This is a genomic window from Butyricicoccus sp. (assembly GCF_977037065.1).
Map to the genome: position 1 here is coordinate 33,325 of NZ_CDRQNY010000009.1, position 15,733 is coordinate 49,057.

Annotated in this window: 13 protein-coding genes; 5 read left to right on the plus strand and 8 right to left on the minus strand. The window is 56.2% G+C overall.

Features of this window, described 5'->3' with window-relative positions; all coding sequences use genetic code 11:
• Window positions 1-2,271, minus strand: a complete 2,271-nt coding sequence (gene rnr / locus ACWVX6_RS05010; protein WP_118481019.1) for a ribonuclease R — start codon at window positions 2,269-2,271, stop codon at window positions 1-3.
• Between the two features lie 214 nt (window positions 2,272-2,485).
• Between rnr and ACWVX6_RS05015 the strand changes: the two genes are divergently transcribed.
• The 3 genes from ACWVX6_RS05015 to ACWVX6_RS05025 are packed head-to-tail and all read left to right on the plus strand — an operon-like array spanning window position 2,486 to window position 5,544.
• On the plus strand, window positions 2,486-3,241 hold the full coding sequence (locus tag ACWVX6_RS05015; protein WP_110435809.1) for an SDR family NAD(P)-dependent oxidoreductase: 756 nt from the start codon (window positions 2,486-2,488) through the stop codon (window positions 3,239-3,241).
• On the plus strand, window positions 3,238-4,038 hold the full coding sequence (locus ACWVX6_RS05020) for a tRNA lysidine(34) synthetase (protein ID WP_455152516.1): 801 nt from the start codon (window positions 3,238-3,240) through the stop codon (window positions 4,036-4,038). The genes ACWVX6_RS05015 and ACWVX6_RS05020 overlap by 4 nt, the downstream gene beginning before the upstream one ends.
• Window positions 4,039-4,050: 12 nt before the next feature.
• Window positions 4,051-5,544: an ATP-binding protein gene (locus ACWVX6_RS05025; RefSeq protein WP_455152517.1), complete on the plus strand. Its 1,494-nt coding sequence runs from the start codon at window positions 4,051-4,053 to the stop codon at window positions 5,542-5,544.
• Window positions 5,545-5,791: 247 nt separating this feature from the next.
• Here the strand turns inward: ACWVX6_RS05025 and ACWVX6_RS05030 are convergent, their stop codons facing one another.
• The 7 genes from ACWVX6_RS05030 to ACWVX6_RS05060 all read right to left on the minus strand — a co-directional run bounded on the left by ACWVX6_RS05030 (window position 5,792) and on the right by ACWVX6_RS05060 (window position 14,459).
• Window positions 5,792-6,769: a TraX family protein gene (locus tag ACWVX6_RS05030; RefSeq protein WP_118761819.1), complete on the minus strand. Its 978-nt coding sequence runs from the start codon at window positions 6,767-6,769 to the stop codon at window positions 5,792-5,794.
• Window positions 6,770-6,964: 195 nt separating this feature from the next.
• Window positions 6,965-8,398: a hypothetical protein gene (locus ACWVX6_RS05035; RefSeq protein WP_455152518.1), complete on the minus strand. Its 1,434-nt coding sequence runs from the start codon at window positions 8,396-8,398 to the stop codon at window positions 6,965-6,967.
• Window position 8,399: 1 nt separating this feature from the next.
• Entirely contained in the window at window positions 8,400-9,218 is an 819-nt protein-coding gene (locus ACWVX6_RS05040) for a sensor histidine kinase (protein ID WP_118360885.1), read from the minus strand.
• 9 nt (window positions 9,219-9,227) lie between these two features.
• Entirely contained in the window at window positions 9,228-10,811 is a 1,584-nt protein-coding gene (locus ACWVX6_RS05045) for a response regulator transcription factor (RefSeq protein ID WP_455152519.1), read from the minus strand.
• Between the two features lie 137 nt (window positions 10,812-10,948).
• The gene (locus ACWVX6_RS05050; protein ID WP_455152520.1) at window positions 10,949-11,917 is read right to left on the minus strand and encodes a sugar ABC transporter substrate-binding protein; all 969 of its coding nucleotides are present in this window, start codon (window positions 11,915-11,917) and stop codon (window positions 10,949-10,951) included.
• 88 nt (window positions 11,918-12,005) lie between these two features.
• Window positions 12,006-12,950, minus strand: a complete 945-nt coding sequence (locus tag ACWVX6_RS05055; protein ID WP_455152521.1) for an ABC transporter permease — start codon at window positions 12,948-12,950, stop codon at window positions 12,006-12,008.
• A 15-nt stretch (window positions 12,951-12,965) separates the two neighbouring features.
• The gene (locus ACWVX6_RS05060) at window positions 12,966-14,459 is read right to left on the minus strand and encodes a sugar ABC transporter ATP-binding protein (RefSeq protein WP_455152522.1); all 1,494 of its coding nucleotides are present in this window, start codon (window positions 14,457-14,459) and stop codon (window positions 12,966-12,968) included.
• Between the two features lie 445 nt (window positions 14,460-14,904).
• On the opposite strand from ACWVX6_RS05060, the gene ACWVX6_RS05065 reads away from it, so the two are divergent.
• Together ACWVX6_RS05065 and ACWVX6_RS05070 are read left to right on the plus strand one after the other, a co-directional pair.
• Window positions 14,905-15,390 carry a hypothetical protein gene (locus tag ACWVX6_RS05065; protein ID WP_455152523.1) on the plus strand — a complete coding sequence of 162 codons (486 nt, stop codon included), beginning with the start codon at window positions 14,905-14,907 and terminating at the stop codon, window positions 15,388-15,390.
• Entirely contained in the window at window positions 15,324-15,638 is a 315-nt protein-coding gene (locus ACWVX6_RS05070) for a hypothetical protein (RefSeq protein WP_455152524.1), read from the plus strand. Before ACWVX6_RS05065 ends, ACWVX6_RS05070 begins: the two co-directional genes overlap by 67 nt.
• The last annotated feature ends 95 nt before the right edge of the window (window positions 15,639-15,733 follow it).

Here is a 15,733-nt window from a genome sequence, read left to right on the forward strand (position 1 = left end):
TTATCTTCTCTTGCGCGTGGGCGGCTTTTTGCCCTTGCCGGGCTTGCCGCCGCGTCCCTTGCCGCTGTGACGGCGGCGCTCGGCGCGATTGCCTCTCGGGGCACGGTCGGTGTCCTCACGACGCGGACGATCCAGCTTTTCCGAGACCGGAAGCGAGCCGTCTGCCGGTGCAAAGTCGATCTGACCGGTGGTGTCGCTTGCGGCAAGCAGCTTGACGCGCATCGGCGTGCCGATCGTAAACCGCTTGCCGGTGTGGCGGCCGACCATCGCCATGTGCTCCTCGTCGTACTGGTAGAAGTCGCCGGTCATCAGCTCGGCACGAATCAGACCCTCACAGCCGTTTTCCAGCGCAACGAACACGCCGAACGACTGCACGCCGGAAACCTCCGCGTCAAATTCCTCGCCGATGAACTGCTGCATGTAGGACGCGATATACAGCTTGTCGATATCGCGTTCGCAGTTGTCGGCGGCCTGCTCACGGTTGGTGGACTGGTCTGCGGCTTCCTCGCACATCGTTTCGTCTGCCGCGGTAAATTCTTCGCCGAGCAGTGCCTTCTGCAGCATGCGATGCGCCACCAGATCAGGATAACGGCGGATCGGCGAGGTAAAGTGCAGGTAGAACTTCGCCTTCAGACCGTAATGACCAATGCACTCGTCCGCGTAGCGGGCACGCGCCAGTGAGCGCAGCAGAAGCGTCGGCAGCACGCGCTGCTTCGGGTCGTTCTTTGCGCCGCGCAGCACGGTCTGGAACTGCGCCGTATCCTCCGGCTTGGACGGGTCGATACGGTAGCCGAACGGACGCGCAAACGACGCAAACACGCGCAGCTTGTCCGGATCGGGATTCTCGTGCACACGGTAGACGGTCGGCAGCTCGCGCTTGCACATATACTCGGCAACCGCTTCGTTGGCCTGCAGCATGAATTCCTCAATGAGCTTTTCGCTCTCGCCGCGTTCGCGGAACCGGATTTCAACCGGCTTGCCGTTCTCGTCCACACGGATTTCCGCTTCCGGAATGTCCAGCTCGAGTGCGCCGCGCTCAATGCGGCGCTTGTACAGCGCGTGCGCCAGATTGTTCATCGTTTCGGCAGTCTCGACCAGAAAAGCGTATTCCTCGCGCAGCCCCTTGTCGCCCGCGAGAATTTTGTTGACCTTGTTGTAGGTCATGCGGGCCTTGGAGCAGATGACCGACTTGGCAAATTTCGCTCCATACCGGCGGCCGTCCTTATCGACCTCCATCAGCGCAGAGAACGCCAGACGGTCCACCTTCGGGTTGAGCGAGCAGATGCCGTTGGACAGCGCGAACGGCAGCATCGGCACAACGTGTCCCGGGAAATAAACCGACGTGCCGCGGCGGAACGCCTCGGCGTCAAGCGGCGAATCCGGCGTGACGTAATGGCTCACGTCCGCGATGTGTACGCCGAGCAGATAGTGTCCGTTTTCCAGCTTTTCGAGCGATACCGCATCGTCAAAGTCCTTCGCGTCATCGCCGTCGATGGTAAAGATCAGCTTGTCGCGCAGGTCAAGCCGCTTGCCGGCGGTGCCCATATCGACCTCCTGCGGAATGGCGAGCGCCTGCTCGAGCACCTCGTTCGGGAATACATCGTACACACCGTTTTCGTGCAGAACAGCCGCGATAGCGGCCTCCATTGTACCGCTTTCGCCCAAATCCACGCGAACAACGCCCTGCGGCATAAACTGCTCATCGCCGTAGTGCGAGATCGAAACAGCCACGCAGTCACCGACGGCGGCTTCGCCGAGGTCATGCTTGTCCACCGCGATCTCCGGATACTTTTTCGAGGTCGGCTGCACGAAAAATGCCTTGCCGCGCTGCACGAGTTCGCCGGTCAGCTCCTTGCCGGCGCGTCCCAGCACGCGGATAACGGTTGCTTCCTTGCGGCCGCGGTTGTTCTTGCGCTCACTCACCTTGACGAGCACGCGGTCGCCGTGCCACGCACCGCCGGACGCATTCGGCGGGATGAACAGATCATCCGGCTTGGCTTCGCCCTCCGGATAATCCGGCGCGACAAACGCGAATGCCCGCTCGGTAGCCAGATAGGTTCCGGCCGCACAGCCGTAGTGCGCGGAGACCGCAAAGCGGTTTTTCTTATTTTTCATCACCCTGCCGTCCGCAATGAGCGCGTCCAGCGCGTTTTTGAGATTGTTTTTGCCTGCATTCGGCAGCTCGCGCCGGATGTCCTCAATGCGGCATGGGTGCACCAGGATTTCCAACAGTCTGGATTCCAATTCGGTGTCTGCTTCTTTATTTTTCATATTCGCCCCTCCTATCTTCGGCTTCTGGCGAAAAAATCAATGCACTATTTCATTGTTATTATACCATTCTCAAATCTTATTGAAAAGCAAAAACCAAGTAAACCCATCACCATCCGCAAATTTGTACAGAATGTGACGAACAACATGAATTGACGCGGACAAGTCCGCATGGTACTATATAATAAGTTATCACAGTGATTTGGAGGGAATTTGCATGAAAGCACTCATCACGGGTGCGTCCTCTGGACTGGGACGCGAAATGGCGCGCCTGCTGGCGGCACGCGGCTACGAGCTGATCCTGTGCGCCCGCAGAGAGGAACGCCTGCGCGAACTGGCGGCAGAGCTGCCGGTGCCGTGCCGCATCATCGCGGCGGACGTGTCGGACGAGCAGGAATGCCGCCTGCTGTACGAGGCGGTACAGAGCGAGGAACTGGAGGTCGTGATCAACAACGCGGGGTTCGGTCTGTTCGGCGAGTTTGTCACCGCCGATCTGGATGAGGAGCTGCGCATGATCGACACCAATGTGCGTGCCGTGCACATTCTCACCAAGCTGGCTGTGCGGGATTTTGTGCAGCGCGGACGCGGCTACATTCTCAACGTATCGTCCTCGGCGGGATTTTTGCCGGGACCGCTGATGGCGACCTATTATGCCACAAAAAACTATGTTCTGCGCCTGACAGAAGCCTTGCGCGAGGAGCTGCGCCGCGCCGGCTCTCCGGTGCGTGTGTGCGCCCTCTGTCCGGGACCGGTGGACACCGAGTTCAACAAAGTCGCAGGCGTGCGGTTTTCGCTCTCCGGTCTGTCGGCAGAGCGTGTGGCGCGCGAAGCTGTTGACGGCCTGTTTGCAGGCAAGGCAGTTGTCGTTCCGGGTGCAGCCATGAAGGCCATGACACTGGCGCGGCATTTCGCGCCGGACAGCATTCTTGCCCGTATCACCTATCATTTTCAGCATAAGAAGGGCGCAAAATGACTGCAAAAGAGATAAAAAGAACGCTGCAAAGCGAATTTGTGCGTACACTGCGCAAGCCGTTCGTGGACGCGGTAAAAGCATATGGACTGGTAAAACCGAGCGATAAGGTTGCGGTGTGCATCTCGGGCGGCAAGGATTCCATGCTGCTGGCACTGCTGCTGCAGGATTTACAGCACACGATGAATTTTGACCTCGTGTTCCTTGCAATGGACCCGGGCTATGCGCCGGAGGGCCGCAAGCACCTCGAGGAAAACGCGAAACGGCTGGACATTCCGCTCGAAATTTTCGATACCGATGTACTGCGCGTGGCAGGGGTACACTCTGCCGAGCACCCCTGCTTTCTGTGCGCAAAAATGCGGCGCGGCTATCTGTACACCGAAGCACGCAAGCGCGGCTGCAATAAAATCGCGCTCGGTCATCACTATGATGATGCCATCGGCACCGTGCTGATGGGACTGATCTACGGCGGTCAGGTGCAGGCCATGCTGCCGCGCGTCAAGGCCAAGAATTACGAGGGCATGGAGCTGATCCGTCCGCTGTATTTCACGCGCGAGCAGAGTGTCCTCGACTGGGCGGAATATTGCAGTCTGACCTTCCTGCCGTGCGACTGTCCGGCGAAAAAGCTGGAAAGCGACACCAAGCGCGCGGAAATCAAGCAGCTGATCGCGTCTCTCGCGGCAAACAACCCGCAGATTGAAGCGAACCTCTTCAACGCGGTCAAGAACGTCGATACCGCCAAGCTGCTCGGCTGGCGCGATGCGAACGGCAAACATAATTTTCTGGATCAATTTGACTAACGAGGCGCAGTTATGAACATCAAACGAGCAAAAAACGAAATCAAAAATGCGCTCAAGGCGTATCTCACGACCGATGAATTCGGCGCGTATCGCATTCCGCCGATTCGGCAGCGGCCAATCCTGCTGATGGGACCTCCGGGCATCGGCAAAACGCAGATCATGCAGCAGATTGCCGAGGAGACCGGCGTCGGTCTTGTCTCCTACACGCTGACACACCACACGCGCCAGTCCGCGCTCGGTCTGCCGTTCATCGGCAAGGTGATGCTCGGCGGCGAGGAACGCACCGTCACCGCCTACACAATGAGCGAGATTATCGCTTCGGTGTACCGCGAAATGGAATGCACGGGCGTAAAAGAAGGCATTCTGTTCCTCGATGAAATCAACTGCATTTCCGAGACACTCACGCCGATGATGCTGCAGTTTCTGCAGTGCAAGACCTTCGGCAACCAGCAGCTGCCCGCCGGATGGGTGGTCGTAGCGGCCGGAAATCCGCCGGAATACAACAAATCCGTGCGGGAATTTGACGTGGTAACACTCGACCGCGTCAAAAAAATCGACATCGAAGAGGATTTCGGCGTGTGGAAGGAGTACGCGTACCGACGCGGCATCCACGGCGCGATTCTGTCCTATCTCGAGATCCGGCGCGAGCATTTTTACCGCGTAGAGGCCACCGCTGACGGACTGCAGTTTGTCACCGCACGCGGCTGGGAGGATTTGTCCGAGCTGATGCAGGTGTACGAGTCGCTGGGTATTCCGATTGATCGTCAGGTTGTGGAGCAGTATCTGCAGCTGCCGCAGGTGGCAAGCGATTTTGCGAATTATCTGCAGCTTTATGACAAATACAAGCAGGTTTACCGCGTGGATGAGCTGCTTTCCGGCACCTGGGAGCCGGTTCGCGCTTCCGAACTGCGGGACGCGCCGTTTGACGAAAAACTGGGCGTACTCGGTCTGCTGCTGAGCCGACTGGCGGACGGTGCCCGTGACGCGTACCGTCTGGATGCGCTGACCGATGCGCTTCACGCCGACCTGCTCGCCATCCGAGAAGGCGAAAAGGCCCTCACTTCCCTGCCGGATGAAAAGCGTACCGCGCTTGCAGACAAGCGAAACGGCGGCTCGTCCGACAAGGACGCGCTCTATGTCGCCTCCCGTGAGGTGGAACGTCTGGATGCCTACCGGCAGGCGCTCACACTCGAAAAAGTACCCGATGAGCAGCAGTTTGACCACCTGAAGGCGCTTTTCTCCGCCGATGTGGACGCACGCGCGGCCGCCGTAGACAAGACCGACACCGAACTTGCGAACGCCTTTGCCTTCCTCGATGCCGCCATTCCGGACTCGCAGGAGTTGGTGCTGTTCGCTACCGAGCTGACCGCGAACTGGTTTACCTCGTGGTTTATCCAGAACTTCGGGTGCGATGCGTATTTTGCGCATAATAAGCGCCTGCTGTTCGATGATACGCAGAAACAGCTTCTGCAGGATATTGAATCCGCAAGAAACGAAGAATCATGAACAGTTTATCCGGAAACCCGGTTGCGCATTAGGCTGCAGCCGGGTTTCCGGCGTATGTAGAGAAGGTAAATTGTAAAAGCAATACCGTATAATTGAACAAGAGCGATTTGCGAATAAATTTTGCATACTGATAAGGCGCGGACGGAACTCACGCAAGGAACCGAAGCCAAAATCAGAATACAAAATTTCCGCTTAAAGCCTGCAAAAAACAGACCGACATTCACTCTGTCGGTCTGTTTTTTGCGATTTACAAATAATACTTCAACAGCTTGAGCTGCGTCAGCGGACCTTCCGCTGCAATCACCATCGCCCAGATCACCGCGAGGTGCAGCGGATACGCCGCATAAAAGGCTTTGTTCAGCTTCGGGTGCGGTTTCCGGCTGCGCTCGCCGTTGTACAGCAGCAGAAGGAGCGCTGCCGCCGCCGTGCCGCAGATCGAACCCCAATCCGGCATACCGAGCGAGGAATAAAACAGCGCACCCCAGAGTAAAACAACAAGCGCGCGACTCCATCGGCTCTCGGCATACGACAGGCACAAAATCAGCAAAATTCCCCATACACCGTAGTCGATGTTGCACCGGAGATGCGCAAGCGGATACCGCTCAAACAGCAGCACAACAAACACGAGCACCGCAAACCGCGCGAGCCAATCCCGCAGGGCAAGGTGCTTTCGCCAAACGTGCAGCAGCGCGACCGCGATTGCCGAGGCAAGGAGCAGCACGGTGCACAGCCGGCGGAAGCGCGAGTCAAACTCCGGCTCCGCCGTATAGACCGCGAAGCCGCCGCAGGCGAGCAGGAGCACCGCAAGCCCTTTGGACTGAATCACCCGCGCCAGCGGCTTTTTACGAAAGAAAACCAGCAGAACCAACCCGATAAACAGCGTAAACAGAATATTTAAGCTTCGGAACGCCCGACTCGGGTTAATGGGAAACACCTCTCCGAACGCGGGCTCGAGATACCAGCGGTTGAGCGTAAACGCATACGGAAGCTGCGAGATGACCCCGAGCAGCAGCAGACGCCCGCCGTATCGGCGGAGATCATGGCTGTGGCGGAATCCTTCGACCAGACAGAAGGCATAAATCGGAAACGCCATGCGTCCGATTGCTCTGGAAATCATATACACCTTGCTAAACCCCGGAAAAAACACCCTGTCCAGACGGCACGCCGCCGCATGGTCGATCACCATCGCAAGGAACGCGGCAAGCTTCAGCATCAGTTCGGTCATAACAGTCCCTCCTTTCCGACTGTTGCGGAAAGCGGCATCCGGAGGAGCATTGACGCTGATCGAATGCCGCTTTGTTTCCTATGCTTTTACAGTTCTATTATATCGGTTTCCGAAGATTGTCACAATGTGGAATTCCCACAAGGTCGGAGGTCGGTTGTCGTGCAGATTGGATAAGAAAAACGCCGCCTGCACACATCATTCCTTGATGTAGCGCAGACGGCGCAGAAACTCTTCGTTATCGGTTTTTTCGCAGATAGCGTCAATGCCGGAGGAGATGATCCAGACCGCCATGCCGCGCCGCGCGCACAGCACCAGCATATCAATGATCATCTTGTGATGCGCCGATTCCTGTCCCGCGAACGGGAAAAAGCAGATCAGCAGCTTGGGATTGAGCAGATACCACCGATAATACGAAAACCGCAGGCGATCGGGCAGTGACCATGCGCTGAGCGGACGCAGCAGCATTTCGCGCGGGAACCAGCGAGTCGCCTCCTCCAGAATACTGGAGACGAGCTTTTTGCGGATCAGCCACTTGTCTGCCTTAGGAATCAGACAGGTGCACAGATTGTCGAGCGCGGTCATGTTGTCAAACAGCACGCCGCCCGGTCGGTCGGGCTGCTCAATCTGGATGCCGATCTCGGTGCCGATGATACGGTTCAGCTCGCTGTGGTCGTAAATTCTGCCGTCCAGCCGGAAAATGCCGTTCTGCCAGCCCTGATTCCCCAGAAAGCAGTCGTGCAGACGGCGTCCGGTGCTGTAATTCTCATCGTGCAGAAAGGCGATCTCGCCGGCGCATACCTCGAAGGACAGCGGCGGCAGTGGCGGCAGGGACAGTTCAAATACGGAAAGCACCGTCTTGCCCTTTGCGGGCGCTGTGCGCTCCATCCATGCCGGACGGCTGGCACGCTCCCAACCGAGCAGCTCAAACAGGCGCGGCCCGTATTCCTCGGGATACAGCCGGAAAAAGGTGCGGCGCTCCTTAATCACATCAATGCGGCCGGCATAGCGGAACATGAACATCTCATCCATATCGAAAAGGAGCACCGCCATGCCATGCCCGAGCAGAAGCTGTACGCACTGCATCAGCCGGTCCAGATCCTGCCGGCGCAGTGCCTCTGTCAGCCGATCGAGGACGAGCAGCCGGCAGCCGGTGAACCATGCGCGGAACACCGAAAGCCGGTAATAATCCAGCACCGAAAGGTCGGCAAGGCGCGTCTCCCACGAATGATCCAGCCCAAGCTGCCGCAGCATATCGGTCGCGGCAAGCGATTTCAGCCGTGCCGCACTGCGGTTCTTCTGCCGGTACGAGGTCGTTCTGCCAAGCGCCAGCACAAAATCGCGCATGGTCAGCTCCCTGCCCGCAAAGCGGGATTTGTCCACCAGCATGGTGTTCTGCCGGATCCAGTGCTCGATCACTGCGGCGCCTGTCTTGCTGCCGCAGCAGAAGGCGCGTCCGTCCGTCAGTGCAAGGCCTCCCTTGAAAAGATCCAGATATGCAGTACCAGAGGTCAAATACTCATCCACATATACGCCGATGCACTCGCCACAGGAAACCGAGATATCAAACCGGTATTCGCCGGTATCGCTGCGGAATACACCATGCTCAATGCGTATCAGTTCTTCCTTCATGTCACTCCTCCTGCAGCAGCAGCGGCAGTGTAACGCAGCATTCGGTACCGATTCCCTTCGCGCTGAATATCCGCAGACCGTAATTTTCTCCGAACATCAGCCGTATACGGCTGTTGACATTGCGCAGCGCAATGCCGCCGCGTTTGCGGCTGACGGCGTTCGCGCTGCCATGGGCAAACTCCTCGTTCAGCTGCTCCACCTGCTCCTCGGAAATACCGATTCCGTCGTCCTTGACGCGCAGAAACAGCGTGTTTTCGCTGTTTTCCACCGAAATATGTACGGTTCCCTGCCCTATCTTGCTCTCCAGGCCATGCACGACGGCGTTTTCCACCAGCGGCTGCAGGATCAGCTTGGGCATACGCGCCTCGAGCAGGTCCTCGTTTTCCATTTCCAGTTCCATATCCAGCTTGTCACCAAAGCGGCAGCGCTGGATGGTGAAATAGTTCTCGGCGTTGTCCAACTCGTCCGAAAAGGTGACATATTCCTGCACATTAGAGATGGTGTAGCGAAAAAAAGTCGCCAGTGCCTCGGTCGTCTCCGCGATGTCCTCGCAATCCGCCAAGAGCGCATCCGAACGAATCGCCTCAAGCGCATTGTACAGAAAATGCGGATTGATCTGGTTTTGCAGCGCCAGATACTCCGCCTGCTTCTGCCGCAGGCGGGTGATCTCCTCGCCGTGCAGACGATCCTCGATCTCGTGGAAAAAGGCAAAAATATCGCGGCAGCGGCTCCAATCCTCGTGCAGCACCGCATCCAAATTGCCGTCCCGCCGATAACGGCGCAGCGCCCGACGCAGCTTCCATTGTGTTTTCAGCCACATGCCCTTCACCTACCTGTACAGCTTTTTATAGTCCGACGGACTGATTCCGGTGGTTTTCTTGAACAGGCGGGAGAAATATTTCAGGTCACGGTAGCCAACCTGTTCGGCAACGTCCTGCACCGAGCATTCATCGCCGCACAGCAATTCCTTCGCCTTATTCATGCGCAGCTCGGTCAGATAATCCATGAAATTCTGTCCGGTCTCCTTTTTGAACATGGCGGAAAAGTAGGTCGCGTTGAAGCCGACCGCATTGCTGACGTCCTCGAGCCGCAGAGATTCCTGATAATGCTGCTGGATAAAGTGCTTTGCGTCCGTAATGGGACGCGCTTCGCGCTGAGAGCGCTCCCGGCGCAGACGGTTCAGCTCACCGCTGACGCCGTCCTGCAGCAGCCGAAGCAGCTCCTGTGCGTTGGTACACTGCCACAGTCCGTCCTCCATGCGCTGATAGAACTGCTCATCGGCGCTGCCGTCCTGCTGCAAGCCGTAGCGCACTGCAGTTAGTATCTGCCGGAACCAGTCCTCCAGCATTTGTCCCCAGAGCGGCTGCATAGACATAACTGCGCGGTAGCTGTCCTCCAGCTCCTCGGCGTACTGCTCGGTGTTCAGACATGCGGCAGCCTCCTGAAAGCGACGCTTCTGCGCGCCGTCCAGCGTATAATGCAGGGAAAAATCCGGTGTTTCGGCTTCGGCGTCCCGCCAGTTTGGTGTGTGGCACAAACCGTCGATGCACAGCCAAAGCGCCTCCTTCAGCGAAACGGACAGCTTTTCTGCGGTGCTCTGCCGGCTGCCAAGGCAGACGGCGGCGCGAATGCCCCAGAACAGGTCGCGCTGCTTTTCGATCTCCTTGCGTATCTTGGTGAAGCACCGCTTGACCTCGACCGGCTGATACTCCGGCAGATAGACCGCAACAGCGACACCTTCTCTTCGAATGGCTGCGGCAAAGCCGCATTTGAGCTGTCCAAGCTCCTGCCGGACGATTTCAAGTGTGTGCTTCATCATGGCGTGCACGCCATCCGGGTTCTTCCATGCTGATGGAATATCCGGCTTGACAATAGCGGCGAAATAACAACCGTTGGATGGCAGACCGTATTCCAGATTGAACGACCGCACCGCACTGGAGGTACGGACATCGCCGTGTATCTCGCCTATCAGCGTGTCAATGATACGCTCCTGCTCACGCTCATCGCTTTTCTTCAAACGGTACTCAATCGTAGCCTGCTCACTGAGCTTGCCCTTAAGTCCGGTGAGAAGATCGGTCATCTCCTGCACCTTGAGCGGCTTCAGCAGATAACCCTCTACACCGTATTTCAGTGCATTCTGCGCATATTCAAACTGGGCATAACCGCTGACAACGATAAAATGCAGTCCCGGCTGTATCTGCTTTGCCTGACGGATGAGATCAATGCCATCAAAGCCCGGCATCCGGATATCGGTTACGAGCAAATGCGGCTGTTTGTCGCGTATCATCTCAAGCGCATGTATACCGTCGCTTGCCATGCCGACAATCTCAAAGCCAAGACTTTCCCAGTCAATCAGCTTGCACATCAGCAGCAGGACCTTTTTTTCATCATCTGCCAGTACGACCCTTAACATACATATTCCCCTTTGAAGGTAATTTTAGGAAAACAGATTTTGCTTGTTGATAGGAAAAAGGGAAAACGTAACCGTTTTCCCTTTTTCTTATTCATAATAACACTGTTTGCAAGGATTTGCAAAGTATTTTCAAGAAATTACTCGTAATCCTTAACGTTGCTGGAGTCGATCCAGGTGTTGTCGGTTACGATCTCGGTGGTATCGAGGGTTTCGCCCTTGAGCAGCTTAACAGCAGTCTCGATGCCGTTTGCAGCCATAGCGCCGCCGTTCTGAGAAACCGTACCGGAGATACGGCCGTCCTGAATAGCTTCGAAGCCGTCCGGCGTGCCGTCAACGCCTGCGATAACGATACCGGAGTTTGCACCTGCTGCGTTGCCGGCGCCTACTGCCATGCCGTCGTTCTCACAAACGATAGCGTCCAGATCGTAAGCGGACAGCCAGCTCTCAACGGTGGACTGAGCGCTTGCGGTGTCCCACTGGCAGTCAGCCGGAGCAACGACCTGCTTGATCTCGGGATAGTTCTTCAGAATGTTCTCATAGCCTTCCATGCGCTGCAGACCGCCTGCATCACCGGACGGGCCGGTCAGGATAGCGATGTTGCCCTTGCCATTGAGGAGCTTTGCAACCTGCTCCATCTCGGTTTCGCCGGCCTTTACGTTGTTGCCGTAGGAAACAGCGGAGATGCCGTTGTTCTGCCAGTCGGTGCAGGCAGAGATGATGTTGATCATAACAACGCCGGAATCAGCTGCGGACTTTGCAGCATCAGCAAGGCCGTCCGGATCAACAGGCTCGAACAGGATGGCATCATAGCCCTCGGATACACACTGCTCAATCTGGCTGATCTGGGTAGCGGCGTCCTGATCGGCGCTCAGAATGGTCAGGTCAACGCCCAGCTCGTCAGCCTTGGCCTCAGCAGCCTCGGATACGGCAATCTGGAATGCGTTGGTCTGGTGCTGCTGGATGAGGGCGATCTTGTAGGAATCGCTGCCGGAATCAGCACCGGAATCGGTGCCTGCATCAGAACCGGTGGAAGTACCGCCGCAGGCAGCCAGACTCAGAGTCATGGCACCGGTAAGCAGCATAGCGAGAAATCTCTTCTTTGTCATTTTCTTTTTCCTCCTTAGAGACGTTGTGAATATGATGAAGAGGAGAGGGGAGCGCGAAGCACTCCCGCTGCCTCTTTATCAGCAAAAATCAGTTTTTCTTGGTCTTTCCCTTTACGTCGATCAGGACAGCTACCACAATGATAACGCCCTTGACGATCTTCTGCCAGTGGGACGATACACCCATAATGTCCAGACCGTTTGCAATAACGGTGATGAGCAGACAGCCGATGACAACGCCCCACGGCTTGCCCACGCCGCCGGTCATGGATACGCCGCCGACAACGCACGCCGTGATGGCATCCATCTCGTAGCTCTCAGCCGCGGTCGGCTGGCCGATGGTAACGCGGGAGGTCATCAGGAAGCCACACAGACCAGCCAGCAGGCCGGCAATGGCGAACGTGGAAATGCGGATGGCAGTGGTGTTGATGCCGGAAACGCGGGCCGCCTGAAGATTGCCGCCGCAGGCGTAAACACGTCGTCCGTAAACCGTTTTGGATAAAACAAATGCACAGATGATGATAACGATTACAAGAAAGACGGACAGCATCGGGATGCCTGCGATAGAGGAGGCAGCGACCGCCTTGTATTCCTTGCTGATGCCGGTAATCGGCTTGCCGTTGGAGGTAAGCAGAGCCAGACCGCGCACAGCCGTCATCGAGCCGAGTGTCATAATAAACGGGGGCAAATCGCCGATGGCAACGCCGATACCGTTTACCATGCCGACTGCCAGACCGGCCAGCATCGCAACGACCAGCGGCACGATCAGCGGCAGGTCGCCCTTGCCGAGCAGCGCTGCCAGAATGCCAGTGAATGCAACGGTGGAACCGACCGACATATCAAAGCCGCCTGCGATGATGACGAACATCATGCCGAACGCCAGAATGCCGTTGATGGAAGCCTGCTTGAGGATGTTCACGAGGTTGGTCGGTGCGATGAAGCTGGGCTTCAGGCAGGTAAGCACAACGACCAGTGCAATGAAGATCAGGAAGATGAAGTATTCACTGATCAGTCCCTTAAGATTTTTCTGTTTCATGTTGTTCCCCTTCCTTTATACTTCAAGCGCGGATGCCAGCGTCATGATGCGTTCCTGCGAGAACTCGTTGCGCTTCACCTCGCCGGAGAGATTGCCTTCGCACATTACCATGATGCGGTCGCAGACGCCCATCAGTTCGGGGATCTCGGACGAAATCATGATAACGGCCTTGCCCTGCTGCACCAGTTTGCCGAGCAGCAGGTAAATATCGCGCTTGGCGCCGACATCGATGCCGCGGGTCGGCTCATCGAGGATGATGATATCCGGGTCGTTCAGCAGCCACTTGGCGATAACGATCTTCTGCTGGTTGCCGCCGGACAGGTTGCCCGTAATCTGGTCGCCGGAAGGAGTTTTGATGTTCAGCTTTTTGATGTACTCCATGGAAGCGGCGCGTGCCTTGTTCTTGTTGTAAAGGCCGTGGCTGAGCAGCTTTTTGATGGCTACCATGGCGATATTGTCGTTTACCGAGCCGCTGAGGTTCAGACCGGTGACTTTTCGGTCCTCGGTGATGAGGGCCACGCCCTCCTTGATGATGTCCTTCGGAGAATGGACCTTGACCTGCTTGCCCTTGACGAAGATCTCGCCGGAGGCCAGCTCGTGCATACCGAAGATGCCCTCGACCAGCTCACTGCGGCCCGCGCCTACCAGACCGCCGATGCCGAGGATCTCGCCGCGGCGGACGGAAAGGCTGACGCCCTTTACCTTGTTGTCCGCGCGGACGATGTTCTTCGCCTCAAAAACGACATCGCCGATTTCGGCCTCCAGTTTGGGGAATACATCGGTAATCTCGCGGCCGACCATCATTTTGATGAGTTGAGCCTCGTCGAGGTCCTTGGTGTCGCCCGAACCGATGTACTGACCGTCGCGGTAAACGCTGACACGGTCGCAGATGGAGAAGATTTCGTCCATACGGTGCGAAATATAGATAATGGCAACGCCCTTTGCGGTCAGGCTGCGGATGTGCTCGAACAGCAGCTCGACCTCGCGGTCGGTGATGGCGGCTGTCGGCTCGTCCATGACGATGACCTTTGCGTTAATGGAAATTGCCTTGATGATCTCGATCAGCTGGCACTGTGCAACGGTTAGGTTGCGCAGCTTTTCTTTCGGAGAAACGTGCAGGCCGCACTCCTTGATGAGCTTTTCCGCTTCTGCGATCTCTGCCTTTGCATCGACCAGACCGTTTTTGCGGAGCTCGCGTCCGACGAAGATATTTTCATACACGGACATATCCAGAATCGGGTTCAGCTCCTGATGGATCATGGCAACACCATGGTCCATGGCTTCCTTCGGGTTAGAAACGTGATACGGCTGACCGTTGAAGATGATCTCGCCGCCCTCGTCCTTGGTGTAAATGCCCATCAGAATTTTCATCAGGGTGGATTTACCGGCACCGTTCTCGCCCATCAGCGCGTGAACCTCGCCCGGCTTCACTTGAAGCTGCACATGATCAAGCGCCTTTACGCCCGGGAAAGACTTGCTGATATCTTTCATTTCCAGTACATACTCCATGCTGTTCTTCCCTCCTCATGTGTCATTTCTTTGTGATGATTTTATCAAAGTCGCCGAAATTAGAAAACACACAATCTTCACATTAGGGGTGATAATTTTTAGTTTTTTTACAAATACGGCACCTTGCTTAAAACACTGCATTTCAAATTGTGCAGATTGACAATATCTTTTGTGTACACCGATTCAAATGTACGCAGAGCAGCAGGTTCCTGCACAGTGCATTTCCTGTGCAGAGACCTTGGGAAACACCGCACAATTAAAGCGCTCTTGTTCAATTATAGTGAAGATTTACATCGGAGTGAGAAACCGCTCATCTGAGTAGAGCTTATACATCACGGCAGTGTGGAAAGCCGCTATGCGGATAACCTATTTTCACCGTTTCGATGCAGAAACAGTGCACCCAACGGCGAAGCCGAAAACAAAATGAAAAGATGAGGTGCAGCTTATGAGCAGCAGAGATACAGAAAAGACGATAAGAGAGCTTCAGCAGTTCCTGCGCGAGCATGAGGACGAAATCACCGATGAGGACAGCATGCATCGTCTGGCGATAACCTTTATGTCGCAGCACAACAGCCGGTTGCAGCCGAAACAGACCGAGCCGGAAGACGCATCCGATTATCTGGAGCTGGCGGAGGCGGCAAGCTCTAAGAAGAAACGGCTGGAATACCTGCACAAAGCGGTCGAAGTCGAGCCGGAAAATATTGGCGTGCAGTTGGAGCTGCTGCTTGCGGAGCACGAAAAGCAGCCGAACGAACAGCTGCCCGGGCTGCAGTGCTTGATGGAACAGGCAGAGAAGCAGTTGGACGAAATGGCATTTTCGAGGAATTTCAAGGCGAGTTCTGGCGAGCTTATGAGGAAACGCAGATGCTGCTTCCGCTGGCCATTCTGTACTACAAGCAGAACCAGTTCGACAAGGCGAAAGACTATTTGAACCGCCTTGCTAAAGTAAACCGAGACACAAAGAAGTTCATGCGTCTGGAGGCGAAGCACGATGGGTACAGCCTGCGTATGGAACAGGGAATGTACGGCTATCGGCCGGGCACCATTGAAGAACTGGTAGACGCGTATTTGAACTCGACCTATCTGTTCAATGCAACGCCGTATTTCAGCCAGTGGGCATATCAATATCTGCGCACGCAGACTGCCTCGAAGAAGAAAAAGCCGAAAAACGAGGAGTAAGTCCGAGAGCCGCAGCGAATAACGAAGATGACAAGAACCCGATACGGTGTAAAGCACGGTATCGGGTTCTTGTTCTGTTTCACAAATAGGACATG